General features: G+C 37.6%; 29 protein-coding genes. 20 read left to right on the top strand and 9 right to left on the bottom strand.

Features of this window, described 5'->3' with window-relative positions:
* Positions 1–7 precede the first annotated feature (7 nt).
* The 4 genes from trpC (at position 8) to D9V35_RS04835 (ending at position 2966) form a co-directional block, all read left to right on the top strand.
* Positions 8–865, top strand: a complete 858-nt coding sequence (gene trpC / locus D9V35_RS04850; protein WP_122123602.1) for an indole-3-glycerol phosphate synthase TrpC — start codon at positions 8–10, stop codon at positions 863–865.
* 56 nt (positions 866–921) lie between these two features.
* Positions 922–1857 carry a lipoyl synthase gene (lipA, locus tag D9V35_RS04845; RefSeq protein WP_122123601.1) on the top strand — a complete coding sequence of 312 codons (936 nt, stop codon included), beginning with the start codon at positions 922–924 and terminating at the stop codon, positions 1855–1857.
* A 40-nt stretch (positions 1858–1897) separates the two neighbouring features.
* Positions 1898–2332, top strand: a complete 435-nt coding sequence (locus D9V35_RS04840) for a type II toxin-antitoxin system RatA family toxin (RefSeq protein WP_122123600.1) — start codon at positions 1898–1900, stop codon at positions 2330–2332.
* 187 nt (positions 2333–2519) lie between these two features.
* Positions 2520–2966, top strand: a complete 447-nt coding sequence (locus D9V35_RS04835) for a hypothetical protein (protein WP_122123599.1) — start codon at positions 2520–2522, stop codon at positions 2964–2966.
* A gap of 67 nt (positions 2967–3033) precedes the next feature.
* On the opposite strand, the gene D9V35_RS04830 is transcribed toward D9V35_RS04835, so the two are convergent.
* From D9V35_RS04830 to D9V35_RS04820, 3 genes are read right to left on the bottom strand one after another with little or no spacing between them, the layout of a single operon-like run.
* A complete protein-coding gene (locus D9V35_RS04830; protein ID WP_122123598.1) occupies positions 3034–3543 on the bottom strand; it encodes a CinA family protein in 510 nt (169 codons plus the stop codon).
* A 34-nt stretch (positions 3544–3577) separates the two neighbouring features.
* A complete protein-coding gene (locus D9V35_RS04825) occupies positions 3578–5551 on the bottom strand; it encodes a lytic transglycosylase domain-containing protein (RefSeq protein ID WP_122123597.1) in 1974 nt (657 codons plus the stop codon).
* Positions 5552–5577: 26 nt separating this feature from the next.
* A complete protein-coding gene (locus tag D9V35_RS04820; RefSeq protein ID WP_122123596.1) occupies positions 5578–6177 on the bottom strand; it encodes a YjbE family putative metal transport protein in 600 nt (199 codons plus the stop codon).
* A 124-nt stretch (positions 6178–6301) separates the two neighbouring features.
* Between D9V35_RS04820 and purB the strand changes: the two genes are divergently transcribed.
* From purB to D9V35_RS04775, 9 genes are all read left to right on the top strand, one after another.
* Positions 6302–7654 (top strand): adenylosuccinate lyase, encoded by a 1353-nt coding sequence (gene purB, locus D9V35_RS04815; RefSeq protein WP_122123595.1) that lies wholly within the window; start codon positions 6302–6304, stop codon positions 7652–7654.
* Between the two features lie 138 nt (positions 7655–7792).
* Positions 7793–8563, top strand: a complete 771-nt coding sequence (purC, locus tag D9V35_RS04810) for a phosphoribosylaminoimidazolesuccinocarboxamide synthase (RefSeq protein ID WP_110438012.1) — start codon at positions 7793–7795, stop codon at positions 8561–8563.
* Positions 8560–8802, top strand: coding sequence for a phosphoribosylformylglycinamidine synthase subunit PurS (purS, locus tag D9V35_RS04805; RefSeq protein WP_110438011.1), 243 nt, complete (start codon positions 8560–8562; stop codon positions 8800–8802). Before purC ends, purS begins: the two co-directional genes overlap by 4 nt.
* Positions 8799–9200 (top strand): Rap1a/Tai family immunity protein, encoded by a 402-nt coding sequence (locus tag D9V35_RS04800; protein ID WP_122123594.1) that lies wholly within the window; start codon positions 8799–8801, stop codon positions 9198–9200. The genes purS and D9V35_RS04800 overlap by 4 nt, the downstream gene beginning before the upstream one ends.
* Positions 9200–9898, top strand: coding sequence for a phosphoribosylformylglycinamidine synthase subunit PurQ (gene purQ / locus D9V35_RS04795; RefSeq protein ID WP_122123593.1), 699 nt, complete (start codon positions 9200–9202; stop codon positions 9896–9898). The genes D9V35_RS04800 and purQ overlap by 1 nt, the downstream gene beginning before the upstream one ends.
* Positions 9898–12108 carry a phosphoribosylformylglycinamidine synthase subunit PurL gene (gene purL, locus D9V35_RS04790; protein WP_122123592.1) on the top strand — a complete coding sequence of 737 codons (2211 nt, stop codon included), beginning with the start codon at positions 9898–9900 and terminating at the stop codon, positions 12106–12108. Before purQ ends, purL begins: the two co-directional genes overlap by 1 nt.
* Before the next feature lie 2 nt (positions 12109–12110).
* Positions 12111–12335 (top strand): BolA/IbaG family iron-sulfur metabolism protein, encoded by a 225-nt coding sequence (locus tag D9V35_RS04785; protein WP_122123591.1) that lies wholly within the window; start codon positions 12111–12113, stop codon positions 12333–12335.
* A gap of 27 nt (positions 12336–12362) precedes the next feature.
* Positions 12363–12692, top strand: coding sequence for a Grx4 family monothiol glutaredoxin (gene grxD / locus D9V35_RS04780; RefSeq protein ID WP_110438006.1), 330 nt, complete (start codon positions 12363–12365; stop codon positions 12690–12692).
* Positions 12693–12877: 185 nt separating this feature from the next.
* Positions 12878–13180, top strand: a complete 303-nt coding sequence (locus tag D9V35_RS04775) for a hypothetical protein (protein WP_162988582.1) — start codon at positions 12878–12880, stop codon at positions 13178–13180.
* Here the strand turns inward: D9V35_RS04775 and D9V35_RS04770 are convergent.
* Positions 13177–13572, bottom strand: a complete 396-nt coding sequence (locus D9V35_RS04770; protein WP_122123589.1) for a YraN family protein — start codon at positions 13570–13572, stop codon at positions 13177–13179. The genes D9V35_RS04775 and D9V35_RS04770 overlap by 4 nt on opposite strands.
* Positions 13573–13639: 67 nt before the next feature.
* On the opposite strand from D9V35_RS04770, the gene cls reads away from it, so the two are divergent.
* On the top strand, positions 13640–15076 hold the full coding sequence (gene cls / locus D9V35_RS04765; protein WP_122123588.1) for a cardiolipin synthase: 1437 nt from the start codon (positions 13640–13642) through the stop codon (positions 15074–15076).
* Here cls and D9V35_RS04760 read toward each other — a convergent pair.
* Complete coding sequence (locus D9V35_RS04760) at positions 15071–15727, bottom strand: endonuclease/exonuclease/phosphatase family protein (RefSeq protein ID WP_110438002.1); 657 nt, start codon at positions 15725–15727, stop codon at positions 15071–15073. The two genes, cls and D9V35_RS04760, sit on opposite strands and share 6 nt — an antisense overlap.
* 275 nt (positions 15728–16002) lie before the next feature.
* On the opposite strand from D9V35_RS04760, the gene metC reads away from it, so the two are divergent.
* Entirely contained in the window at positions 16003–17226 is a 1224-nt protein-coding gene (metC, locus tag D9V35_RS04755; protein WP_122123587.1) for a cystathionine beta-lyase, read from the top strand.
* On the opposite strand, the gene D9V35_RS04750 is transcribed toward metC, so the two are convergent.
* The 4 genes from D9V35_RS04750 to D9V35_RS04735 form a co-directional block, all read right to left on the bottom strand.
* The gene (locus D9V35_RS04750; RefSeq protein WP_122123586.1) at positions 17218–18702 is read right to left on the bottom strand and encodes a YifB family Mg chelatase-like AAA ATPase; all 1485 of its coding nucleotides are present in this window, start codon (positions 18700–18702) and stop codon (positions 17218–17220) included. The two genes, metC and D9V35_RS04750, sit on opposite strands and share 9 nt — an antisense overlap.
* A 37-nt stretch (positions 18703–18739) precedes the next feature.
* Positions 18740–19999 carry a phosphoglycerate dehydrogenase gene (serA, locus tag D9V35_RS04745; protein ID WP_122123585.1) on the bottom strand — a complete coding sequence of 420 codons (1260 nt, stop codon included), beginning with the start codon at positions 19997–19999 and terminating at the stop codon, positions 18740–18742.
* Positions 20000–20024: 25 nt separating this feature from the next.
* Positions 20025–20810, bottom strand: a complete 786-nt coding sequence (locus tag D9V35_RS04740; RefSeq protein WP_240993342.1) for an inositol monophosphatase family protein — start codon at positions 20808–20810, stop codon at positions 20025–20027.
* A gap of 210 nt (positions 20811–21020) precedes the next feature.
* The gene (locus D9V35_RS04735) at positions 21021–21518 is read right to left on the bottom strand and encodes a c-type cytochrome (protein WP_122123584.1); all 498 of its coding nucleotides are present in this window, start codon (positions 21516–21518) and stop codon (positions 21021–21023) included.
* 123 nt (positions 21519–21641) lie between these two features.
* Between D9V35_RS04735 and D9V35_RS04730 the strand changes: the two genes are divergently transcribed.
* From D9V35_RS04730 to D9V35_RS04710, 5 genes are all read left to right on the top strand, one after another.
* Positions 21642–22373 (top strand): 3-deoxy-manno-octulosonate cytidylyltransferase, encoded by a 732-nt coding sequence (locus tag D9V35_RS04730; RefSeq protein WP_122123583.1) that lies wholly within the window; start codon positions 21642–21644, stop codon positions 22371–22373.
* A gap of 12 nt (positions 22374–22385) precedes the next feature.
* Positions 22386–23225: a prephenate dehydratase gene (locus D9V35_RS04725; RefSeq protein ID WP_122123582.1), complete on the top strand. Its 840-nt coding sequence runs from the start codon at positions 22386–22388 to the stop codon at positions 23223–23225.
* 82 nt (positions 23226–23307) lie between these two features.
* A complete protein-coding gene (dapA, locus tag D9V35_RS04720; protein WP_122123581.1) occupies positions 23308–24195 on the top strand; it encodes a 4-hydroxy-tetrahydrodipicolinate synthase in 888 nt (295 codons plus the stop codon).
* Entirely contained in the window at positions 24196–24678 is a 483-nt protein-coding gene (gene smpB / locus D9V35_RS04715; RefSeq protein ID WP_110437994.1) for an SsrA-binding protein SmpB, read from the top strand.
* A 190-nt stretch (positions 24679–24868) separates the two neighbouring features.
* Positions 24869–26095, top strand: coding sequence for an acetate/propionate family kinase (locus D9V35_RS04710; protein ID WP_122123580.1), 1227 nt, complete (start codon positions 24869–24871; stop codon positions 26093–26095).
* The last annotated feature ends 16 nt before the right edge of the window (positions 26096–26111 follow it).

The following is a 26111-nucleotide window of genomic DNA, read 5'->3' as shown; positions in this document are numbered from 1 at the left end:
CAATATCATGAATGACGAAGAAAAATCCAATTCCGTATTGAATGCCATTTTGCAATCTGAAAATCATCCTTCTGATGTATTGGAGCGAATTTGTGCAAGAACAAGAGCTGAGGTTGCAAAAAGGGCTGAAATAAAATCCTTCAAGGATATTATTCGAGAAGCAAAAAATAAAAATACGCCTACTCGCGGTTTTGCTAAAATAATAAAAGACCAGGTGGCAAAAAAACAGATTGGATTAATTGCTGAATGTAAAAAAGCGTCTCCATCTGCAGGAATTATTCGTCCTGACTATGATCCGGCGATGATCGCGGTTCAATATGAAAATGCAGGAGCTTGTTGTTTATCCGTTTTGACAGAAAATGCATATTTTCATGGAAATAATGAGGATCTCAAAATTGCAAGAGATGCTTGTTCCCTTCCTGTTCTACGTAAAGATTTTATTCTTGAACCTTATCAAGTTTACGAAAGTCGCGTGATTGAAGCAGATTGCATCTTATTGATCATGGCCGCACTAAAAGATAAGGAAGCGGCCGCCTTACTGGAATTGGCTACATGTTTGGAGCTGGATGTGCTTGTAGAAGTACATGACAGGGAAGAATTGAACAGGGCGCTGGCATTGGATGTTTCTCTTATTGGCATCAATAATAGAAATTTGAAAACCCTGAAAACGGATATATCCATAACTCAACATCTTGCTCCATTGGTTCCTCCTGACCGTATTATTGTTTCAGAAAGTGGATTAAAAACGTTTGAGGATATTCAGGCTGTCCAGAAAGTTGGAGCTGGTGCAGTATTGGTGGGTGAAAGCCTATTATCACAAAAAAATGCAGGGGCAGCGGCCAGAAATCTATTAGGAATTAAATAAAATTGTTTTATGTTGTTTTGCGTATCTGTTTTTTACAATCGGGAATATGATATAAAATGACTGTAAAACGTATTGTAGTTCGTCATCAGACAGTTTTATCTGGTGAGAATATTGCGAAACTTCCTAAACCGGCGTGGATTAAAACAAGGATTAAACACAGTTCCAGTTTTAATGAAACGGATACCTTGCTTCAGAATTATAAACTAAATACCGTTTGTGCAGAGGCTGCTTGTCCAAATATTGGTGAATGCTGGTCAGAGGGTCACGCAACAGTAATGATTTTGGGAAGCATTTGCACAAGAGCATGTAAGTTCTGTAATGTTGCAACGGGAAAACCTGATCCAATTGATCATGATGAACCATCAAAAATTGCTGATATGGTTCAAAAATTAAAATTGCGTCATGTTGTTATTACATCTGTTGATCGTGATGATTTAAAAGATGGTGGGGCCTCCCATTTTGCAAATGTTATCAAGGCTATAAAAAATATTTCTTCAACTGTTACAATTGAGGTGCTGACACCTGATTTTCTTAGAAAAGATGGGGCGTTGGCTGTTATCAGCGCAGCCAAACCTGATGTTTTCAACCATAATATGGAAACAGTTCCACGTTTATATCCATCCATTCGTCCAGGCGCCCGTTATTTTCAATCAATGAGAATTTTGCATGAGGCAAAAATACTGAATCCGTCCATATTCACAAAATCGGGGTTAATGCTTGGTCTGGGAGAAACAAAGGAAGAAATCATTCAGGTTATGGATGATTTAAGATGTGCTGAGGTAGATTTTTTAACGTTGGGTCAATATTTACAACCCTCTTCCAAACATGCACCTGTTGTGGAATATGTTCATCCTGATGAATTTAAAGAATTGGAAAAATTGGCTAAATCAAAAGGTTTCTTAATGGTAAGCGCTTCTCCTTTAACACGTTCATCCTATCATGCCGATGCAGATTTTACGGTGTTGAAACGTAAACGGTATGCATTGCATTAAACTGTTGTGTTTATAATAAAATATTCTGGAGTGATGATTGATGCCTACGCATACCGAACAACGTTTAATTAACCATACACCCGAACAAATGTTTGATCTGGTTGCCGCGGTTGATTTATACCCAGAATTTTTGCCTTGGTGTAACGGAGCGTATATTCGATATAAGGATAGTGAACTTTTACTCGCTGATTTAAAAGTCGGTTTTGGACCTTTTACCGAGGTTTTTGGTAGTCGTGTTGAGTTATATCGTCCTGATAAGATTGAAGTGACCTATGATCGGGGTCCCTTGAAATATTTAAGTAATCATTGGGTTTTCCTACCCGATGAAAGAGGGTGCACAATTGATTTTTTTGTCGATTTCGAGTTCAAGTCAAAGCTAATGCAAAAAGCTATGGGGTTGATCTTTCATGAAGCGGTCCAAAAAATGGTTTCCGCTTTTATCAAGCGTGCCGATGATATCTATGCAACAGCATAATAATTTTTTATTATGGATGCCAGTTTAAGCCCATAATGAGGGATTATTTACTTTCCTGATTGTAGCTATTTAAATGATAATAAAGTATAATGAAATTGTGACTAATAACACAAATAAACATGAACTGATTTTTATTAACTAAAAATAAAAATTAAAATGTTGATTATATATATTAAAGGATAGAATCATGAATTCTACATTTAAATTATCTCTAATGGCTGCTGCTTTTGCCTTTGCTTTACCTGCTACAACAATGGCGGCAACGCATGGTCATCGTGCTTCTCATGTTGCCAATCATAAAGTAAGACATGGTAAGTCTCATAAATCGAGACATCATCATTCTGCCTATAATCAAGATAAAGACAGCCAAAATCAAGCCACGCGTGATTTGAATGCCCGTAGTTTGCAGACTGCACAATCAGTAAATCGTGATCCCAACACTGGTGTACTTGCTCCACAAAGTCCAGCGGGTCAACAACCCTCAACACCTGTTGTGGGACAACCTCCTATGCAGTCCTCTCCCTCTGTAAATGGACCAATTAACGCTTCGGCACCTCCTGCAATGGGGGCACCTGTTGGACCCGCGAATGCGCAGGGTGCAGTCAATCCAAATAATATGCCTCCTGCAAATTAATTTTATATAAAATTGGTTTGTCAGCAGATCTTTTTAAAATGATCTGCTGATATAAGAAATAAAAAATCTATACCCAAGTAAAATGTTTTTTAATTAATACCAAAGCGTTTATGGTGGCCTGTAATCGAATTTCATCTCGATTACCGTAAAAATTGTTTTTTTGCACAACAGGCTGATGATCTGATTGTTTAAACGCTATCCAGACTAATCCTACAGGTTTATTAAAAGAACCACCATCTGGACCTGCAATACCCGTTACTGAAACAGCACAATTGGCATTGGGTGTTTTTTTTAATGCTCCATGAACCATTTCTTTGGCAACTTGTTCACTGACTGCACCAAATTGGTTTAGGCTGTTTTCTGAAACGTCCAGAATATTTTTTTTCATTTCATTGGAGTAGGTGATCAGTCCACCTTCAATATAGTGCGAAGAACCCGCTAAATTGGTGAGACTAGAACAAATCAGGCCAGCTGTACAACTTTCAGCTGTGACAATTTTTAAAGGAAATTTTTGTGATAGCAAAGCGATATCCTGACAAAGCTTATCACATTTATTTTTCAATAATGTCATATTCATAAAAAAATTCCCTTCATTGATAAACTAAGAGGCTTTATTTATTTATATTGGTTTGGTAAATCATTAGATTTTCCATTACATGCTGAACATAATTTCTTGTTTCGGTATATGGAATCATTTCAATCCAATCTATCATATCAGTATAAGTTTGTACTGAATTATTTTCTGATGAATTTAACCAGTTTTTCACACGGTTGGGTCCAGCGTTATAACTCGCGATTGTGAAAATGAGATTATTATCAAATCTTTCCATCAGTTTTGCTAGATAGGCGGTACCCAAACGAATATTGTTGTCAGCAACAATAAGATTGCCAGGGTTACCCATATTGAGGGGTATTTTTTTCTGATGACACAATTCACGAGCGGTTGAGGGAAGAAGCTGCATAAGACCATATGCATGGGCACGACTAACAATAACTGGATTAAAGCTACTTTCTTGGCGCATAATTGCCAAGGATAAACCCGATGGCAATCCTTCGTTTGCAAGTGATGCATAAGGTCTTGGCCATCCATTTTTCAAAAATATATAACCCTTTGCTGCAGCTTGACGAGATATGGTTACAGCATTGTCCGGTAAATGTATCTGATTGGCATAATTTGCATTAATGATCTGATTTGCAATATCAAAATGTAATTTGTTATAGGCTGCTAAAAAAGGACGGGCATGATTATAATCACCCTGTTCAACCAAAATTCGAGCAGCTTGTATTAACTCATTGTTTTTAAAAAAAATATATTGAGAATTGGAAGAGGAAGCCTCCTTGATATTGGTAAGATATGTTTGAAGAATTTTTTGTAGGGAATTTGGATTTAATAGTAAATTCTGAACATTCAAATGGTGTAGTTGAGCAATGGAAAGTTGTCCATAGAATGTAACAGGATATTTAGAGGCTGCCCTCCATGCCTGATTTGCCTCATTGTTATTATTATTTGCTTGATAGGCACGTCCAAGCCAATAATATCCACGAGACTTAATTGATATGTTATTGGATTGAATTAATTTTTTAAAATAATCTATTGATTTTAAAGCATTATTCAGTTTTCTTAATTGTATCCACCCCCCCAAGAATATTTCATCTTGTTGACATGAGGATGGATTGCAACTGACATCCGTAATTAATGAAGCCGCCTGTTTAATATTATTATTTTTCAAAAAATCACGAATAAGATTGTTTCGCTCTAACCAAAAACGTTTTTGGTTTGATTTCAATTCTTCATTTAATCCTGTAAACCGCCAATATTTCAAGGCTTCTTCTTTGCGGTTCTGTAACCGTAACCATCTTAGACGATTGTATATTAGACTTGTATCATTTAAATCGGATTTTGAAAGTTTACTCAGGTAATTTTCCGCATCTAGTTGTTTTTTTCTAAACGCAAGACGTGCCAAAGCCAAATTGCTTTGTTCTGAAGTAAGATACTTAACCTGACGGGACGCTGCAAGTGCTAAACCCGCGTTTTCCAGCCTATCAAATCGGTTCCAATTGTCTTGTTTGGTGAAATATTGTTTATAAGCAGGTAAAATATCTTGTTCATCAGCAGGTAAATTGATGGAGAATATCCATGCTGATCGAGCTTTTTGAATTAATTCAGGTTTCACCTCAGTTTGTTGTGCACAAAATTTAAGAGCAGATGCCTTTTTTATGGGTTGGGTTTTACAAATGTTTGAAATGGCATTTTTATCTGTCTCATTCAAAAGTTGCTTTTGCATAAGGTCTAAGAGAACATTTTGATTGGGCCATGTCGGATTGTTGGTTATGAAATCAGCATAGGTTGTTGCTGAAAAGTTATTTGTCTGAAGTAATTGTAAGTATAGATTGAGCTTATCGTTTATTTTGAGATTTTTGCCGGTTTCGTGAGATAAAGAAACGGCCAGTTTTTGTGAAGGAGAGACATGACTGGATCTTGTTTGCACTGAATGACTCTGGCTGCAGCCAATAGATGATAAGGATATAAAAGTTAAAATTGAAATGAAAGGTATTTTACTTTTGTTATTAATCAAAAAACTCATTAAAATTATCCTTATAAGTCTAAAATTTAACCTAAAAGATTATATAGCTGCACACCACCTTTATAGATAAGTTCGATAGCAACACTTAAAATAACCAATGCACCGATCCATGCAAGCCATTTATAACGGTTCAATAATTTTGCGATATAGGAAGCAGCCATTCCCATCAAGGTAACGGACAGGAAAATTCCTCCCGCCATTAACCATAAATTGTTTCCTGCAGCACCTGCAACACCCAAAACATTATCGAGACTCATTGAAATATCCGCAATAATGATACTTCTTATGGATTTTTTTAAAGTATTATGAATCGGTGGGGTGATATTGTGTTTATCATGACTGGAATTTTTTATTCCATCGACTATCTCCCAGCAGACCCATAAAAGAAGGAAACCACCGATCAAATTCAGTCCGGGGATCTTTAGGAGATACTGTACAACAAGAGCAAACATTATCCGGATAATTGCGGCCGCTCCCAATCCCCAGAATATTGCTTTCTTTTTCTGGTTTTCGGGCAATCCATTCACCGCCAGACCGATTGCAATGGCATTATCTGCGGCAAGCGTTATATCAAGCAGGATTATCCGAATAAGACCGATAAAAATGGAAAGGATATAATCAAGCATCGGGAATTAATTACTTTCATGATGATTTAACTTAATTTTATTCAAAATAAGGCTGGACGAATTATATAAAATCCATGATATAAACTTTTTTTAAGCTATCGGAAAGAAGAAAGGAAACCAGAGAATGATTCCACGTTATAGCCGTCTTGAAATGACTTCTATATGGGATGCTGAGAATCGTTATCGTATTTGGTTTGAAATTGAAGCTTTGGCTTGTGAAGCAATGTCGAATTATGGATATATCCCGGCGGATTCAGCAAAAAAAATTCGACAGAATGGGGATCACGCAATGGCCACATTCAATAAAGAAGATGTCCAGGCTATTGATGCAATCGAAGCCAAGGTTCGTCATGATGTTATCGCTTTTTTAACATGGTTGGCAGGAAAAATAGGGGAGGATAGTCGTTTTGTTCATTTGGGAATGACATCTTCGGATGTGTTGGATACATGTCTCTCTGTTCAGTTGACACAAGCTGCTGATCTTTTGATAAAAGATCTTGACCGAGTTCTTGAAGCCCTAAAGAAGCAGGCTTATGACCATAAATATACCATGACCATTGGTCGAAGCCATGGGATACATGCCGAACCACTAACATTTGGTTTGAAATTGGCTGGATATTATGCGGAATTTAAACGGAACAAGGAACGTTTGACCGTTGCCCGTAAGGAAATTGCCATTTGCGCCATATCTGGTGCCGTCGGTACCTATGCGCATATTGATCCACGGATCGAGGCTTATGTCGCCGAGCATTTAGGACTGCAAAAGGAACTCGTGTCAACACAGGTTATTCCTCGTGATCGGCATGCTGCCTTTTTTTCAACCTTGGCTATTATTGCAAGTTCTATTGAACGTCTAGCAATCGAGATAAGACATTTGCAACGCTCTGAAGTGCGTGAAGCGGAAGAATATTTCCATCCTGATCAAAAAGGGTCTTCCGCAATGCCTCATAAACGCAATCCCGTTTTATCAGAAAATTTAACAGGATTGGCAAGAATTGTAAGATCACATGTTATTCCAGCACTTGAAAATGTAGCATTGTGGCATGAAAGAGATATCAGTCATTCTTCAGTGGAAAGAATGATTTGTCCTGATGGAACCGTAACTCTTGATTTTGCCTTGAATAGATTGGCAGGGGTAATGGAAAAACTGGTCGTTTATCCTGACCAAATGAAGGCAAATCTTGAAAGTCTTGGAGGTGTTGTTCATTCTGGTGAGGTATTGCTGGTATTGGCCAAGGCAGGTTTATCACGAGAGGCAGCCTATCGTATCGTTCAACGGTGTGCCATGGCTACCTGGACAAAATTGAATACAGCAGATGGAAAAACATTCAGGGAAAATCTGGAAAATGATCCAGAAATCATGGGGAAAATCAGTCCTGAGGTTCTGGATAAAGCCATGGATGGCAGTATGCATACAAAAAATCTTGATTATATTTATGCGAATGTTTTTGGTGAAACCGGGCCTGTACCAGAATAAACATTATTGAATAAAAGAGCTTGTAAATCCAGTAATTCTCGCAATATTATAGATTTAAGTTCATATAATATTTGCTTGCATTTTCAAGTACTTATTATTTCAATTTATTTTAATCACATTGTAAAATTAAGGGACATAATGACCCGTCGGCGAAAAATTTATGAAGGTAAGGCAAAAATTCTTTACGAAGGACCTGAACCTGGAACAATTGTTCAATATTTTAAAGATGATGCAACGGCTGGTAACGGTGCAAAAAAGGGTACAATCACGGGGAAGGGTGTATTGAATAATCGCATAAGCGAATATTTGATGTTGCAGCTTGCTGAAATTAATATACCTACCCATTTTATCCGTCGTTTGAATATGCGGGAACAACTGGTAAAATCTGTTGAGATCATTCCCTTGGAAATTGTGGTCAGAAATGTTGCGGCGGGTAGTATTGTCAAACGTCTGGGATTGGATGAGGGGAAAAAACTTCCCCGTCCCATTGTCGAATATTATTTGAAAAATGATGAACTGAATGACCCACTGGTTCTGGAAGATCATATTACAACATTCAATTGGGCGACCTTGCAGGAAATGGATGAAATCGTAAGTTATACTTTACGTATCAATGATTTTCTCAGAGGATTGTTCGCGGGTATCGGAATCAAGCTGATCGATTTCAAGCTTGAATATGGACGTTTATGGAAAGATGATGAATTTCATATCGTTTTGGCAGATGAAATCTCACCTGATAATTGTCGTTTTTGGGATATGGCAAGTGGTGAAAAACTTGACAAGGATCGCTTCCGTCGTGATCTTGGTAAAGTGGAAGAAGCCTATCAGGAAATCGCCAAGCGATTGAAAATTATTCCTGAAAAAAATTTTGAGGTTATAGAAAGTAGCAATCCGGAGCATATGGAATGAAATTACGTTTGATTATTCAGTTGAAACAGGGTGTGCTCGATCCACAAGGTAAGGCGATTAACCATGCATTGCATAATCTGTCTTTTAATGAAGTAAAAGATGTACGCGTTGGACGTGTAGTTGATCTTGAATTATCTGAAATGTCAGTAAGTGAAGCCAAAAAAAAGGCAATAGAAATGGCTCAAAATTTATTGGCCAATAATGTTATCGAAGATTTTGAAGTCGAGGTTTTATCATGAGTATAGGTAAGAAAATATTATTTACTGTATCCGGTATCGCTTTGTTAATGGCTTGCGCAAATACAACAGTGCAGGCGCAAAGAGTGAGTAAAGTTAAAGCTGCCGATTTTCTGCAATTATGTCAAAAATCACAGACGGTTAGGGCATGTAATATTTATATTAGCGGTATTGCTGATTCTGTCGCATTTTCAAAAGTCTATGCCAAAAATGAAGGCGATCCCAAGGCACCGGCCGGTTTTTGCATTGATCCTTCCATATCTGGCAATGAAATGCGTCAAAAAGTTATTGATTATATGAAGGCACATCCAGATCAATTGAACCAGCCAGCAGGAGCGACTGTCTTTAGTGCTTTGCATGAATCTTATCCATGTAAAAACGCATCTGTTGGGGTAAGGTAATGAAAATAGGTATCGTTGTTTTTCCAGGTACCAATCGTGAGCGAGATGTTGTGATTGCCTTTGAACAGGTAACGGGTGTAACTCCCGTTATCGTTTGGCATCGTGAAACAACTTTACCTTCTTTGGATATGATCGTTTTGCCTGGTGGATTTAGTTATGGGGATTATTTGCGTTGTGGAGCAATGGCGGCACATTCACCAATAATGAGAGAAATCTGTGATTTTGCGAATAAAGGGGGATATATTCTTGGAATTTGTAATGGTTTTCAGATTTTGACAGAGGCCAAATTACTTCCCGGTGCTTTGCTACCGAATGCAAGCCTAAGATTTTTATCTCGTGATTGTCATTTAAAGATTGAACGAAATGATACCGCTTTTACATGCGGGTGGAATAAAGGTGATGTTTTCAAGACAGCAACTGCGCATGGAGATGGAAATTATTTTTGTGATTCAGAAACATTAAGACAGCTAGAAGCAGAGGGACAGATTGCCTTCAGATATAGCTCAGCAAATGGAATTGTAAATCCGGAAGATAGACAGTTAAACCCAAATGGCAGTATTAATGCCATAGCTGGTATTGTAAGTTTGAATGGAAGAATCTGTGGAATGATGCCTCACCCTGAAGATATGGTGAATCCCTTAATGGGAAGTGAAGATGGAAAACCTTTATTCCGGGGTATTATGGAGACCTTGGCTTGATGAGTAAGATACAAAAATTGGTTGTAAATGAAGCTTTGGCAAAACAGTTCGGTTTATCTGCTGATGAATATCAAAAAGTCTTGTCTATCATGGGGCGTACACCCAGTCTGACCGAATTAGGTATTTTTTCGGTCATGTGGTCAGAACATTGCTCTTATAAATCTTCCCGTGCATGGCTGAAAAATCTTCCGACAAAAGCTCCATGGGTTATTCACGGTCCAGGTGAGAATGCTGGTGTTGTCGATATTGGCGAGGGTTTGGCGGCGGTTTTTAAAATGGAAAGCCATAACCATCCCTCTTTTATTGAACCTTATCAAGGTGCGGCAACAGGTGTTGGTGGTATCTTGCGTGATGTGTTTACCATGGGTGCACGACCGATTGCTAACCTGAACGCTTTACGATTTGGTAGCCCCGATAATCCCCAGACTCGTCATATTGTGGATGGAGTGATTCGGGGTATTGGAGGATATGGAAATTGTGTGGGTGTTCCTACGGTCGGTGGAGAAGTCAATTTTCATGAAAGTTATAACGGCAATCCGCTTGTCAATGCAATGGCGGTTGGAATTGCAAGAAAAGACCGTATATTTTTATCAGCTGCAGCTGGAGTAGGTAACCCTGTAATTTATGTTGGTTCCAAAACGGGTCGTGATGGCATTCATGGGGCAACAATGGCTTCTGCGGAATTTGATGAGGATTCAGCATCAAGGCGGCCTACCGTCCAGGTCGGAGATCCATTTGTTGAAAAATTGCTGATTGAGGCCTGTCTAGAATTAATGGCAACGGATGCCATTGTTGCCATCCAAGATATGGGTGCTGCTGGTCTGACCTCATCGGCTGTGGAAATGGCCGGAAAGGGTGGTGTCGGTATTGAGCTGGATTTGGATCACGTTCCGCAACGTGAAGACCAGATGACAGCATATGAAATGATGCTTTCCGAAAGTCAGGAAAGAATGCTTATGGTCTTGCGTTCAGATCGAACGGAGATTGCCAAGCAAATTTTCGAAAAATGGGAGTTGGATTTTGCCATTATTGGACATCTGACGGATACGGGACGTATTGTTATCAAACATCATAATCAGACAGAAGCTGATATTCCCCTTGCATCCCTGGCTGATGAGGCACCACTTTATAAACGACCATCCTCCAATTATCCTGCACCACAACCTATCGCGCCTTTAAATATTACTATTGATATTGAAAAATCCGTCATAAAGTTGCTGGGTTGTGCCGATTTGGCATCCCGTTCCTGGATATGGGATCAATATGACAGCACGATTGGTGGTCAGACAGTCTATCGTCCTGGACAAGGTGATGCAGCGGTGGTAAAGGTTGATGGTCATCATTTAGGTCTTGCGTTAACAACAGACTGTACACCTCGTTACTGTCAAGCCGATGCCTATCAGGGTGGAGCGCAGGCTGTTGCCGAAGCATGGCGCAACATTACCGCAGTAGGTGCCAAACCACTGGCAATAACCGATAATTTAAATTTTGGTAATCCGGAAAAACCTGAAATAATGGGACAGATTATTGCTGCTATTGAAGGTATGAAAGATGCCTGTAACGCACTAGATTTTCCTGTTGTCAGTGGAAATGTTTCACTTTACAATGAAACACGTAATGCACAAAATGAAAATGTATCGGTACTGCCTACACCTGCCATTGGTGGTTTAGGTGTTATTGAAGATGTTTCAAAATCAGTGGGTAACGCTTTACAGAAAAATTACAAACTTGTTCTAATCGGTAAGACGGAAGGTCATTTGGGTCAAACGCTATGGCTCAGGGAAATTATTGGACAAGAGGCAGGTTACCCACCACATGTTGATTTAAATATCGAACGTCTCAATGGTGATTTTGTTCGCACCATTATTAACCAGGGACTAGTTTCAGCTTGTCATGATGTATCTGATGGTGGTCTTCTTATTTCAATTGCTGAAATGGCTATGGCAGGAAATACCGGTTGCACGCTTGATGTTCCTGAAAGTGGTATGCGACCAGAAGCCTATTGGTTTGGTGAAGATCAGGGACGTTATATTGTCATGACTTCTGATGCCGATTTAATTATATCAAAAGCAAAAGAACAGGGTGTTGCTGCAAGATTAATAGGGTATACTGGTGGGGATAGCCTTGTCATGCCATCAGGTGCCATGATTACAATCGCAAGAATGAAAGCTGCGTCCAAGTCCTTCTTTGAAAATTTAATGAAAGTTTAAAGATGAATATTTCAGAAATTAAAGATCGCTTAGTCGAAGTATTTCCTGATGCTATTATTGATGTTGGTGCATTGAAAAATGATGGAAGACATTTCTATTGCAAGATCAGCGCTAAAGAATTTGATGGATTAAGCAAAGTTCAGCAACATCAGCTTGTCTATAAGGCATTGGAAAATTATATGGATAAAGATTTACATGCCTTGGCTTTACAAACGTCTGTATTATAATAATTTAATCAAGGAATTATACAATAAATGAGTAATCCGTTATTTCAACAAATCCAAAAAGAAATTGATAACAATCCTGTTGTTCTTTTCATGAAGGGTACAGCAGACTTTCCAAGTTGTGGTTTTTCTGCAAAAGTGGTTCATATTCTTTCTGATATGGGCGTTTCTTTCAAGGATGTAAATATTCTTGAAGATGATGAATTAAGGCAGGGATTAAAGGAGTTTTCCAGTTGGCCAACGTTTCCTCAGCTTTATGTCAAGGGAAAGCTTGTCGGTGGTTGTGATATTGTTCGCGAGATGTATGCTACTGGCGAATTGAAAACTCTTTTTCAGGATGAAAATATTATCAGCAAGTAAATAGTAGAATTTTTACAACGCAAGAATAAAAATTCTATTTTATTTCTTTTTATTCTTGCTAAATTGTCCTTTAATGTGTTTCTTGATATCTAGGTTGGTATTCGGTTTAAGGGTATGGGATAATGATAAAAAATGTAAAAAAAACTTTTTATTGGGTTTTAGGAGTTACAATATTAGGGTGTTCAATGCCTTCTTTTGTTAAGGCGCAACATATTGTTACGGAATCGGAAGCTGGTAAGTTAACCCTTGCATCCCTTACAGCTGCACCTATAGTACATCATTACCGTCCTGTCAAACGTACTGTGAGAAAATCAAGACATCCAATGTTAAGGAGTGTTGCCTATCACACGAGTTCAAAAAAAAGTTATTCATCATTGGTTCATAAAATTTCCTACAGACAAAGAAATCTAGGAAAAATGAGGGTAAGAAATGTTTTATATAATGTTTCATCCCATAAAAAGTTTAAAGCTCGTCGTCATCGCAGCTAATAAGCGGTAATATTTTCAAGATGTTCAATTCGATTTTGAAAATCTAGTATAATATAATCAAATTGAACATTGTTGATATTATTCATGTTATATGTTTCAAGATAACAATTCGCGGAATTAATCAATCTTTGTTTTTGTCTATTGGTAAGAGCGAAAAGAGCTTTTCGCAAGGTTTTTCTTTTTTTTACTTCCACAAACAATATATAGTCAGCACGTTGTGCAATCAAATCAATTTCTCCAAATGGACAGCGGTATCTTTGATTCAATATGTTCCAGTCAAGTTTTTTTAAATAGCTCGCTACTTTTTCTTCAGCAAATAATCCAGCAGCATAATTTTTATTGGTGAAAGAATAAGAATTAAAATCGTTTTGACGATTACTAAATTTGATCATAATTAAAGCATAACATAATTAAAATAGAATAAAAATATATGTTGTTAATTATATGGAATGGAATTTTATGACTGCCTTTTATACTTATCTGTTTTTTATTGATGTCAAGCAAGATTGGGTAATGGCGGTTCTAAGATTATTTTTATTAATAGTGGTTACCTATCATGTTTTGAAACATGTGAGAGATACCAAAGCTGCAATAGGATGGATCGGATTCTCGTGGATAATGCCAATTACGGGTTTTATTCTGTATTTTATGTTTGGTATAAATCGTGTTACCCGAAAGGCACAAAAATTGGCCACACACAGGCCTTGGCATCATAAATTTACCAAAAGCAATTTTAATTATACAGTTCAAGGTCATTTTTATCCATTGGCTAAAGTTGTAGAAAGCTTTACACAAAGGGCATTATTAAAGGGAAATAATATTGATATATATCATAATGGGGATGAAGCCTATCCCGTTATGCTGGAATCAATAAATTCTGCAAAAAGTTGCGTTTTCTTATCCTCTTATATTCTTAAAAGTGATGATATTGGCAGGAAATTTGCCGATGCAATAATCAAGGCACATGAAAGAGGCGCTGTTGTTCGTGTGCTTGTCGATGGAATAGGTAGCGGTTATTTCTATTGTCCCATTGCCAAATATTTAAAAGCTCATGGCGTTCGTATAGACAGGTTTATGCATACGTTTCTTCCCTGGAAAATGGCGTTTATAAACTTAAGAACTCATAAGAAGATTTTGGTGGTAGATGGAAAGATTGGATTTATAGGAGGTTTAAATATCGCTGCTGTAAATGTGTTATCAAAATGTCCTAAAAATCCGGTTTCAGACACTCATTTTAGGGTAAAAGGCGCCATTGTACATGAATTAACTGAAGCTTTTTTGCAGGACTGGTTTTTTATTACATCGGAAAAGCTGGATGATAAAAAATTTTTTCCAGAAGTAAAAGAGGAAGGAGATATGGTGTGTCGCATTATAACCGCTGGTCCTGATTCAGATATGGAAAAAATCAAATATACAATGATGCAGGCAATAAGTTTGGCGCGTAAATCAATAAGGATTATGACCCCTTATTTTTTGCCGGATGACCGTTTTCTATCATTGTTATGTATGGCTGCCATTCGAGGTGTGGAAATTGATATAATTACCCCTGAACAAAGCAATCAGTTTTTGGTTGATTGGGCCAGAAACATAAACAATAAATTACCCTTACGTTATGGATGTAAAATCTGGTTGGCCAATCCCCCTTTCAATCATTCCAAACTGATGGTTATTGACCGTTTATGGTCCTTTGTGGGTAGTTCAAATATTGACATGCGTAGTTTAAGATTGAATTTTGAAATCAATATGGAAGTTTATCATGAAAAATTTTCAGAAAAAATTGACGATTTCATTATATTGCATAAAAACAAGCTATTAAAATTAAAAGAGCTTGAAAAAAGATTCTTCCTAGTAAAATTAAGAGATGCTACCACTCGATTGCTGCTTCCATATTTATAAGACTGGACGTAGTATCACCATTATTGGATGATGATCGGATGTAAATCTGGATAAAACCTGACTTGCAATACACTCCATACCCTTGATCAGGCAACGATCGAGACGAATTGGTACAAGATTGGCCATTTTATGTGTTGGTTCATTGGGCCCAACATCTCTGAATCCATGTAATAATGCGGGACCAATCTGATTAAAGTCACCTAAAACTGCAGCGTGATCAGGTAGAATACCGGCAAGAGCCTGTAATTGTTTACGGTTCAATATCTGACCATGGGATAGGTGGACATTAGCTATCCAGAAATTTCCATAATCGATCAATTGGGCAACACGTTTGATTAACGTGCCTCGGGGTAAATCGCAAATCGTGGGTGGCGAAAAAAATGGGTAAGGACTCCAGCAAGCAACACCATGAATTCTGCCAGGTAATGGAAAACGACTGTAATAACCACCAACAAGATCGGGTAAAATATTAATTTCCTCTGTTGCTTCCTGCATTAACAATAAATCAGGTTTGTGATTATTGATCAAGTAAGCAACGTCATATGGAGATGCTCCAATTTTTCTTAACAAATTCCAGCTGATAATTTTCATTTGAGAAAATATTTTAGGAATGTTAGGAATTTTGTAATGTGGTGTAATTGAAAGGGTCATGAATTGATATTCTTAGATAGTTATCTGATAATATAATTAATATTACTACCTATTTCTGATCCAACAAATTTAAGAATTAATCTTTGTTTTTCAATATATAAAAATTTTAATAACATTTTTGGGATAATTAATTATCGATAACAATTACGAATTAATAAATATTATAAAGTATGAGTTTCAATTATTGCTAACAGGATTTAAATATAAAAATAGGACAAATCTTTATAAGATGATTTTTCAGTAAGTAAAAGATTTTTTATCAAAAAGGTTAAACCATGTCTCATATATCCTCTGAAGAATTAGCCGTTTCTTATGGATGGAAAATTTTGTCAACATTTTTGGTCCAAATAGGTAGACAGACATACTCATTACCCGAAAAAGGTGTGTTTGTAAATGATCCGCTCGCACGGGGATCGACAGTTATATATCCTTCAGTTGAAGCAATGCGTCGTTCAGAAAAAGGTAAGTATGAACATGAAACGCTTTATGGAGCAATGGGTTCACCAAATCAGCATCAGCTTGAGCAAGTTATTGCCCAAATTGAAGGAGGATCACATTGTCAAGTAGTATCATCGGGTTTGGCAGCTTGTACTATACCTCTATTAGGTTTTTTATCGTCAGGTGATCATTGTTTGATAATTGACAGTATCTATGGGCCAACCAAACGGTTTGCAGAGACTGTTTTGGAAAAATTTGGAGTTGAAATCAGCTACTACCCCGCTGATTGTAATCTTGATGAAATTGAAACCTATATTCAAAACAATACGAAATTAATATTTACGGAAAGTCCAGGCAGTCATAGTTTTGAAATTCAGAATATTGCTGGTACGGCTGAAATAGCTCATAGATATGGAGCTAAACTAATATTAGACAATACATGGGGAATAGGTATATTTAAGCCTTTCGAGCATGGAGTGGATATATCTGTTCAGGCATTAACAAAATATGCCAATGGTCATTCAGATTTAGTACTTGGTGCCATTACAGTTAAATGTGATGATGAATGGCATATTTTAAGGGATTATGCTGTCGCCATGGGAGAGGTGGCAGCGCCAGATGTATGCTGGTTAACATTGCGTGGGTTGAGAACTATGGCAGCGCGACTCGAAAAACAATCAGTGACCGGATTAAAAATTGCACACTGGTGCAGTCGGCAACCTTATGTTGAACGGGTTCTTCATCCTGCATTGCCAAGTTGTTATGGGCATGAATTTTGGAAACGAGATTTTACAGGTGCAAGCAGTGTATTTGGAGTGGTTTTCAAAAAAAATATTATTTTGCAAAAAGTTATTGAAATGATTAATCATCTTAAAATTTTTTCAATTGGTGCTTCTTGGGGGGGATATGAAAGTCTGGTTTTACTCACTGATGGAGAGATAAGAAGGAAGTATAAAAGCAGAACTTTAACTGGTCCGGCTTGTAGGTTTCATATCGGTTTAGAAAATGAAAATGATTTGATTGAAGATTTAAAACAAGCTTTTGATAAAACGTTAAAGTAGATTACGTTTTCGATAGGACAACGCTTCAGTAATACTGGAAATATCAATTTCATCCTTTTCTGAAAGATCTGCGATTGTAAGAGCCACCCTCAATAATCTTGTGATGCCTCGGGCAGAAAGGCGTAATTGCATTGAAGCTTTTTCTACTATTTCCGTCACCGAGGCAGATAATGATATTTGATTATTATTTAATTCACAATTTAAATTGTTCTGTCTTTCAAATTGTTTTTCTCTGGCTTTTTTTACACGTTTTGCAACTTTTACACTTTTTTCACCATTCGGTATAGAAACGATATCGCGTGGTGGTATCGGTTCAATATAGGTAACAATATCGATACGATCCAATAATGGACCAGAAATCTTACGAGTATATTCTTCACCACAGCGGGGGACACGATGACACTCACGTTCTGTATCGCCCATATATCCACATCGACAGGGATTCATTGCGGCAATTAATTGAAATTTCGCAGGGAAAGTTATATGATTCATCGCTCTGGCAATAGATATTTTACCATTTTCAAGCGGTTGTCTTAATGCTTCAAGACTGTTCCTCGTAAATTCAGGAAATTCATCCAAAAATAATATTCCATGATGAGCCAAGCTTATTTCCCCCGGTTTTACTTTTATTCCTCCTCCAGTTAATGAAACTTGACTGGCAGAATGATGCGGGTTTCGAAAGGGAGGTTGTCTGATAGGGACAGAACCGTTTAATAATCCCGCAGCACTATAAATACGAGTAACCTCTAAAGATTGTTGTGCGGTTAAATCAGGTAAAATGCTGGGCAATCTTGTTGCAAGCATGGATTTGCCAGATCCTGGTGGCCCAATCATCAACATTGAATGCCCACCTGAAGCGGCAATTTCCAGGGCACGTTTTGCACTTTCCATACCTTTGATATCAAACAAATCATAATCATGGGAGGTATTTGGAGACTGTAACATTTTAGGAGGCGTTAAAATCTGTTTTCCCAAAAAATGTTGGATGATTGAAAGCAGATCGGGAGCAGCAAGTATATCTATATCACCACCCAATAAGGCTTCGCTTCCTTGTATGGCTGGACAAATCAAACCTTTTTCTTGAGAAACAGCTCCAATAGTTGCTGAAATTACATTGTTGACAGCACTAACTTTTCCATCAAGTGATAATTCGCCAACAGCTGCATAATTCAATAACATTTCTTCAGGAATAATATCCAAAGCGACCAACAGTCCCAATGCAATAGGCAAATCATAATGAGTGCCCTCTTTAATAATATCGGCTGGAGAAAGATTTATCAAAATCCGTTTCGGTGGTAAGGCTATGCCCATTGAGATAAGGGCAGCCTTAACCCGTTCACGGGATTCAGTCACGGCCTTATCAGCCAGGCCAACAATTGTAAATGCGGGTAAGCCTCGAGAGATTTGAACCTGAATTTCCACAGAAATAGGATCAATACCAGAAAAGGCAAAAGTTGATATTCTGGTTATTGCCATTATAGAATATGGATCCTGACTTTAAAATTTTAATTAATTACAACTCATTTGGACGATAAAGGATTCGAGCTCTGATCGTTCCCTCGAGATTGCGTAAGGCTCGCAAAATTTCAATATCAATTTCCTTATCTCCATCGGTTGTTGCCTCAATGACAACATAACCCACTTCACCATCAGTTTGTAAATATTGAGCAGAAATATTGGCGTTGACCTTGGTAAATATGTTGTTAATTTTTTGCATGATGCCAGGAATGTTTTGATGAACATGCATATATCGTGTGCCTTTTAAACGAATTGGCAACTGAACTTCTGGAAAATTTACGGCACTTAGGGTTGAACCGACATCCGAATATTCAATAAACTTATTTCCTACTTCCCGACCAATTCGTTCTTGCGCCTCGATTGTGGATCCACCGATATGAGGTGTTAGGATAACATTATCCAATCCGCGTAATGCTGAAGTGAATTCCTCACCTTTAACTTTGGGTTCTACAGGAAATACATCAATTGCCGCACCTAAAAGATGATTGGATTTCAATGCTTGTACAAGGGCATCAATATCAACAACCTGTCCTCTAGCGTTATTGATAAGAAATGAACCGGGTTTCATCAAGGCTATCTCTTTTTCGCCTATCAGATTGATAGTGCCTTTATTATGAGGCACATGCAGGCTAACAATATCACTTATCTGTAAAAGATCTTTCAATGACTGGACAGGACGCGCATTTCCATGACTTAACTTATCAACTATATCATAATATATAACCTGTAATCCAAATGATTCGGCTAAAATTGATAATTGTGATCCGATGGATCCATATCCCACAATTCCTAAAGTTTTGCCTCTTACTTCCCAGCTGTTTATACTGCTTTTGTCCCAGAGTCCTTTATGACATTCGGATGAGCGAACAAAAATGCGCCTTAACAGCATGACGATTTCACCCATTACCAATTCCGCCACCGAACGGGTATTGCTGAAGGGGGCATTAAAAACAGGAATACCCAGATTGCGTGCAGCATTAAGATCAACTTGATTTGTTCCGATGCAAAAACATCCAATAGCAATCAGTTTATCGGCTTCATCCAAGATTTCTTTGGTTAATTGTGTACGGGAGCGAATACCGATTAAATGTACACCTTTGATCGCTTTTTTTAAAGCATCACCCTCCAAGGCTGTCTTAAGATAGGTAATGTTGTTATACCCATTCTTTTTTAATAAATCGACGGCACTTTGATGAACACCTTCTAATAAAAGAATATGAATTTTGTCTTTGGGTAATGATAGATGTGAATTCATTAATTTTCTCTTTAATATATAGAAACTAAAAATTTAAAATTTTGATAACGTCCTGTTTTAAGCCTGGATCACCCAAAGCTAGCACAGATTTATTATTGTTTTGAAGAGATAGGGAATTTCCATTCCAGTCGGTTATTGATCCTCCGGCTCCTTTTATGATTGGAACCAAGGCCGCCCAATCCCAAATTTTATTGCCATATTCAATTATGAGGTCAATTTGACCCAATGCCAATAAACCATACGCGTAACAATCTCCACCCCAGCTCATTCTCTTGATTTTTTTGCACAATGATTTCCAGCGAATGTTTGGAGAATGATCAAGGATTTCAGGTGCAGTGCAAGAACCTTCGGCTATGGAAAGGTTAATACATTTTCTTGTACCTATATGACCACCAAATTCTGAAATAAATTGGCTTTCATACCCTTCAAGACCAATCCAGCGCTCTTTGAGTATCGGTTGGTCAATGATTCCCAATACAGGATTACCCTCATACAATAAGGCGATTAATATTCCAAATAAGGGACGGCCTGTTATAAAAGCCCTGGTTCCATCAATTGGATCTATAACCCATTGAAATTTGGAATTTATATTATCTGATCCATATTCCTCTCCAATAATTCCAAAATCGGGTGTTTCTTGTTTTAGGATTTGTCGGATTGTTTGTTCGGCTTCACGATCGGCTTTTGTTACAGGGGATTCATCATATTTGTCATCTGCATGAATTGAATGTCTAAAATAGGGACGAATAACTTTTTGTGCCTCTTGAAGGGCATGTTCAGCAATCTGAAGATAAGAATTTAAATTCTTCACTATATTTTCCTGATTAGACAATTAGGTGATAAGGGTAAAAAAATTAATTGATTTATAATTTTAACATTAAAATTGTTGGAGCATAAAGATTATAAAACCTATTGTTTGAAATCAATAAAATTTAAAATATTATAATTTTTCAAAAATCATTTTTGGTTTAAGCATAGTTAAATTTATTACATATGCAAATGGTTCTTTATTTTAGTTTTTTTATTTTTGTCCTGAAGGAGGATTATTGCCTGTCAGAGAATTTAGATATGCAATTACATCCGCCCGATCCTTATTTGATGAAAGACCACCATAAGCCATTAGAGTAGCGGGAGCAAAAGCAAGTGGTTTGGCAAGCCATTTATTTAGATTTTCCACAGTCCAGTATTCGTTTTCATGTATTTTAAGCGAAGAAGAGTAATTAAAGTTTGGACTGGAGGCAATTTTTTTATTTTTGATATTAAAAAGTGAAGGCCCTATTTTATCAGGTTCACCCTGTCTGAAACTGTGGCATACTCCGCATTGTTGTGAGGCAATGATTTTTCCTTTGCCTATATCGGCGGTTTTGAGATCAATGGTTTCTTGATTTTCACTAGCATATACTGATGATGTAAGCGGTGAGTAAGGAATCAAAATCTTACTTATCAACCAGCTACCAAACAATATTCCACAGGATATGACACAAGCTGCAGCTATACGGTTCCAGTCAAAACTATCCATTTTATTTTTCTTTGGTTTCTTGAATAACAACTATGATTATTAAATTGATTATAGAATAAAAGCTTATTATTAATAATACAACATAAAGAAAAACTGATATATATTATTTATAGAGAATTGTTGATGAAGCCTGCTTTGATCCTTATTCCAACACGATTGGCCTCAACTAGACTGCCACGAAAACCTTTGGTTGATATCGGTGGAAAACCTATGATAGTCAGGGTGATGGAACAGGCTTTAAAAACGGAAATCGGACCAGTGGTTGTAGCTTCAGGTGATAGGGAAATTTCGGAGATTGTCAGGGAGAACGGGGGCAGGGCAATTGATACGGATCCAAATCTTTTATCTGGTTCAGACCGAATTTATCAGGCACTATCCTTACTGCAGGAATATGATCACATTGATACGATTATCAATGTTCAGGGCGATTTACCCCTCATTGATCCATCAGATATTGGTAAATCACTGATACCGCTGAAATATTCTGGAATAGATATCGGAACCTTGATAGCTCCCGTGAAAAATGAATTTGAAAAGACGGCTTTTTCCGTAGTAAAGGTGGCTTGCAGTTTTAGTGAGGATTTATTATTTGCGAAGGCTCTGTATTTTTCTCGTGCAACAATTCCATGGGGAAAGGGTCCATTATGGCACCATGTCGGTATTTATGCATATACGCGAAAATCTCTTAACCGTTTTATAAACTTGCCTCAATCTTTACTTGAGAAACGTGAAAAACTCGAGCAATTGAGAGCTTTGGAAGCTGGAATGAATATTGGTTGTGCTGTAATAGATGAAGCGCCATTGGGAATTGATACACCAGACGATCTTGAACGGATAAGAAAACGAATTATTTAATAGGATTATTTTATGACTGCCAAAATTATTGCCTTTCAGGGTCGACCAGGTGCCTATTCCGATATGGCCTGTCGTTCGGCAAGGCGGGGATGGGTAACGTTACCTTGTGAAAATTTTATTGAAACGATAAAAGCTGTGCAGTCTGGAAAGGCTGAACAAGCCATGTTGCCATGCGAAAATAATTTAGTTGGAAGAGTGCCTGATATTCATAATCTTTTGCCTTCTTCGGGACTTTTTATTGTTGGTGAGCATTTCCAAAGGATTGAACATTGTCTAATAGGTATCAAGAATGCAAAAATTTCTGATATCAAAAGGGTTCACACACATTCGGTGGCAATGGGGCAGGTTTCGGAAATAATCAATGATTTGTCGCTTGAACGGATAACAGAATTTGATACCGCAGGTGCTGCTGAAATTATAGCAAAAATGAATAACAGGGAAGATGCGGCAATCGCATCGGAACTTGCGGCAGAATTGAATGGGCTGGATGTATTACGTTACAATGTTGAAAATGAAAATTATAATACAACCCGCTTTTATATCGTTTCACGTGAGAAGAAAATTCCAACGCAACGTGAAAACATGATGACGACTGTTTTATTTAAAACGAAAAATATTCCATCCGCCCTTTACAAGGCATTGGGAGGTTTTGCGACAAATAATGTAAATATGACACGTTTGGAAAGCTGTATGGATAAAGGGGGGTTTGTTGCAACCAAATTTTTGGTTGATGTGGAAGGACATGTTCACAATGACCCGTTAAATCAAGCCTTGAATGAACTGAAATTTTATTCAGATGATTATGTTCTTTTGGGGGTGTATCCTGCTTCACAATATCGTCAGAGTGTATAGTCCATATATAATTTTATAAAAATTTGATACACTTATTTAATATATAATTGAATATCAATGATTGATAAGGAATAATGACAACATGAGTATATGGTTTGAAGGTTCAATCACGGCATTAATTACCCCGATGAAACAGGATGGTTCATTGGATATTCCAACTTTTGAAAAATTTGTGGATTGGCAGATCCAGGAGGGGACTTCTGTACTGGCTCCCGTTGGTACAACAGGGGAAAGTCCAACTTTATCTCATGAAGAACATCGGAAAATTGTTGAAGTGGCGGTCAAGGTTGCAAATGGTAGGGTTCCAGTTTTGGCAGGAGCCGGATCAAATAGTACATCTGAAGCTATTGAAATGGTTAAATTTGCAAAAGAAATTGGCGCGACAGCTGCTTTGGTCGTAACACCTTATTATAACAAACCAACCCAGGAAGGATTGTATTGTCATTATATGTCAATTGTAGAGGCGACGGAATTTCCTGTTTATATCTATAATATACCAGCCCGCTCAGTAATTGACATGTCTGTGGAGACTATGGCAAGACTTGCAGAAAATCCCTATATTGTTGGTGTCAAAGATGCGACGGCTAATCTTGTCCGACCCATTCAGGTAAGACGGGCGGTTAAAAAGAATTTTAACCAGTTGTCGGGGGAAGATGGTACCGCGATTTCATTTTTGGCCGCTGGTGGTGATGGTTGTATCAGTGTGACGGCTAATATTGCACCAAAATTATGCGCAGAAATGCAACAGGCCTGGAAGGATGGTCATATTGCCAATGCAATGGCTATGCAGGATCGTTTGTCTGTTTTACATGATGCCCTTTTTATTGAGAGCAATCCAGGCCCCGTTAAATTTGCAGCGTCCGTTTTGGGGTTGGCAGGAGAGACTTGCCGTTTACCGCTTGCGCCTGTTGCGGAGAAAACGCGGATTAGGGTTAAAGAGGCTTTGGAAAAAGTGGGATTATTGGGTTAAATGGCGGAAAAAAAGAAAAATTCTCTAATCTCTTTTGGAAACGTGGCAAAAAATCGTAAAGCCACGTTCAACTATTCCATTGTTGATAAGGTGGAAGCCGGTTTAATGTTAAAGGGTCCGGAAGTAAAAAGTTTGCGTTTAGGACGGGCCACGATTAACGAGGCTCATGCAGGGGAAAGGGAAGGGGAAATATGGCTTTTCAATAGCTACATTCCTGAATATCAGGGCGGATTTTTTTCAAAATTTGATCCACGCGCCCCCAGGAAACTGCTGCTTCATAAAAAACAAATTTTTAAATTGCTAGGGGCTATAAGTAGGAATGGTATGACATTGGTTCCACTGGATATTTTTTTTAACAGCCGGGGGATAGCCAAGGTAACACTAGGTCTAGGTCAGGGTAAGAAAAAAGCGGATAAACGTCAGGCAATAGCTGATCGAGACTGGAAACGTGATCAGGCAAGATTATTAAGGAATAAATTTTAACATTATCCTTTTGACAAAAAAAGAATTACGATTAATCATTAAGTATGTGAAAGGCTGAAGAGAAACTGAATATAAATTTATGAATTAATTGATTTATCTACAATTATTTATGCTATTGATTGATTAAAACAGTTTTTTAACTTTATGCTTTTCTAGATATATAGGTTATTTTTCTAGAAGGGTTTCGTGTATGGCATCGGTCGTATTAATCATTAATGCGGGTTCATCAAGTCTAAAATTTTCTCTGTATCGGAGTCAGAATAATTCAGATTTTGAATTATATTCCAAAGGATTACTAGAGGGGATTGGATCAGGACCACATTTGAAAATAACCGATCGTCAAGATAAAATCATTCATGAAAAAAAATGGACAGATGGTCAATATGCAAAACTTGATGCCAGGGATGAATTGTTGGATCAGGTCTTGAAATGGCTTTTCGATTTTATGAAAAAAGATAGAATTCTGGCAATCGGTCATCGTGTGGTTCATGGTGGGATGAAATATTATCGTCCTGTTGTTATTGATCAAAAAATTTACAGTTATCTGGATTCATTGACACCATTTGTACCCTTGCATCAACCGGCCAGCCTTGCTCCCATGAAAGTCATAATGGATAAATATCCGGATATTACTCAGGTTGCTTGTTTTGATACCGCTTTTCATGCCACAATGCCAGATAAAGCTAAACGCTTTGCCCTTCCAAGAAAATATTATGATAGTGGATTAAGACGTTATGGGTTTCATGGTCTTTCCTATCATTATATCGTGCATTATTTGCAAAAAAATAAATCCCCTCTGATTAAGGGTAAAATAGTTGTGGCGCATCTTGGAAATGGTTCAAGTGTTGCGGCTATACATAAGGGAAAATCCATTGATACGTCCATGAGTTTTACGCCCTTGGACGGTTTGGTGATGGGTACACGTACTGGACAGATCGATCCAAATGTCGTCTTATATATGACTCGTGAAGAAAAAAGGTCTCCCGATGAAATTGAGGATATAATCTGGAAACAATCTGGTTTGTTAGGTGTATCCGAGGTTTCAAGTGATATGCGAGGTCTTATTCATGAAATTGCCCAAAATGGACCAAAATCGAAATTTGCCAAACAGGCACTGGATTTGTTTATTTATAAACTGATTGGAGAAATAGGTCGGCTAATTGTTTGTCTAAAAGGGATTGACGGATTGATTTTTACAGCTGGTATCGGTGCACATGCCACATATGTCCGGTCTGTAGTCTGTCAGACTTTGTCTTGGCTAGGGATTGAAATTGATGAACAGGCAAATAAAGATGGAAATGAATTGATCAGTACTTCAGAAAGCAATATCAAGGTATATACAATCCCGACCAATGAGGAGTTCATCATATTGAAAGAAATACAACAGCTTTTATTAAATTCGAAACAGCGTGCATGAATCCGGGGTTTTAATA

The organism is Commensalibacter melissae (assembly GCF_003691365.1).
Taxonomy (GTDB): Bacteria; Pseudomonadota; Alphaproteobacteria; order Acetobacterales; family Acetobacteraceae; genus Commensalibacter; species Commensalibacter melissae.
This window is presented reverse-complemented; position numbering and strand designations above follow the sequence as displayed.

Coding starts and splice junctions, on each gene's coding strand:
- trpC (WP_122123602.1), top strand. CDS start 8: ATGAATGACGAAGAAAAATCCAATTCCGTATTGAATGCCATTTTGCAA.
- lipA (WP_122123601.1), top strand. CDS start 922: ATGACTGTAAAACGTATTGTAGTTCGTCATCAGACAGTTTTATCTGGT.
- D9V35_RS04840 (WP_122123600.1), top strand. CDS start 1,898: ATGCCTACGCATACCGAACAACGTTTAATTAACCATACACCCGAACAA.
- D9V35_RS04835 (WP_122123599.1), top strand. CDS start 2,520: ATGAATTCTACATTTAAATTATCTCTAATGGCTGCTGCTTTTGCCTTT.
- D9V35_RS04830 (WP_122123598.1), bottom strand. CDS start 3,543: ATGAATATGACATTATTGAAAAATAAATGTGATAAGCTTTGTCAGGAT.
- D9V35_RS04825 (WP_122123597.1), bottom strand. CDS start 5,551: ATGAGTTTTTTGATTAATAACAAAAGTAAAATACCTTTCATTTCAATT.
- D9V35_RS04820 (WP_122123596.1), bottom strand. CDS start 6,177: ATGCTTGATTATATCCTTTCCATTTTTATCGGTCTTATTCGGATAATC.
- purB (WP_122123595.1), top strand. CDS start 6,302: ATGATTCCACGTTATAGCCGTCTTGAAATGACTTCTATATGGGATGCT.
- purC (WP_110438012.1), top strand. CDS start 7,793: ATGACCCGTCGGCGAAAAATTTATGAAGGTAAGGCAAAAATTCTTTAC.
- purS (WP_110438011.1), top strand. CDS start 8,560: ATGAAATTACGTTTGATTATTCAGTTGAAACAGGGTGTGCTCGATCCA.
- D9V35_RS04800 (WP_122123594.1), top strand. CDS start 8,799: ATGAGTATAGGTAAGAAAATATTATTTACTGTATCCGGTATCGCTTTG.
- purQ (WP_122123593.1), top strand. CDS start 9,200: ATGAAAATAGGTATCGTTGTTTTTCCAGGTACCAATCGTGAGCGAGAT.
- purL (WP_122123592.1), top strand. CDS start 9,898: ATGAGTAAGATACAAAAATTGGTTGTAAATGAAGCTTTGGCAAAACAG.
- D9V35_RS04785 (WP_122123591.1), top strand. CDS start 12,111: ATGAATATTTCAGAAATTAAAGATCGCTTAGTCGAAGTATTTCCTGAT.
- grxD (WP_110438006.1), top strand. CDS start 12,363: ATGAGTAATCCGTTATTTCAACAAATCCAAAAAGAAATTGATAACAAT.
- D9V35_RS04775 (WP_162988582.1), top strand. CDS start 12,878: ATGCCTTCTTTTGTTAAGGCGCAACATATTGTTACGGAATCGGAAGCT.
- D9V35_RS04770 (WP_122123589.1), bottom strand. CDS start 13,572: ATGATCAAATTTAGTAATCGTCAAAACGATTTTAATTCTTATTCTTTC.
- cls (WP_122123588.1), top strand. CDS start 13,640: ATGACTGCCTTTTATACTTATCTGTTTTTTATTGATGTCAAGCAAGAT.
- D9V35_RS04760 (WP_110438002.1), bottom strand. CDS start 15,727: ATGACCCTTTCAATTACACCACATTACAAAATTCCTAACATTCCTAAA.
- metC (WP_122123587.1), top strand. CDS start 16,003: ATGTCTCATATATCCTCTGAAGAATTAGCCGTTTCTTATGGATGGAAA.
- D9V35_RS04750 (WP_122123586.1), bottom strand. CDS start 18,702: ATGGCAATAACCAGAATATCAACTTTTGCCTTTTCTGGTATTGATCCT.
- serA (WP_122123585.1), bottom strand. CDS start 19,999: ATGAATTCACATCTATCATTACCCAAAGACAAAATTCATATTCTTTTA.
- D9V35_RS04735 (WP_122123584.1), bottom strand. CDS start 21,518: ATGGATAGTTTTGACTGGAACCGTATAGCTGCAGCTTGTGTCATATCC.
- D9V35_RS04730 (WP_122123583.1), top strand. CDS start 21,642: ATGAAGCCTGCTTTGATCCTTATTCCAACACGATTGGCCTCAACTAGA.
- D9V35_RS04725 (WP_122123582.1), top strand. CDS start 22,386: ATGACTGCCAAAATTATTGCCTTTCAGGGTCGACCAGGTGCCTATTCC.
- dapA (WP_122123581.1), top strand. CDS start 23,308: ATGAGTATATGGTTTGAAGGTTCAATCACGGCATTAATTACCCCGATG.
- smpB (WP_110437994.1), top strand. CDS start 24,196: ATGGCGGAAAAAAAGAAAAATTCTCTAATCTCTTTTGGAAACGTGGCA.
- D9V35_RS04710 (WP_122123580.1), top strand. CDS start 24,869: ATGGCATCGGTCGTATTAATCATTAATGCGGGTTCATCAAGTCTAAAA.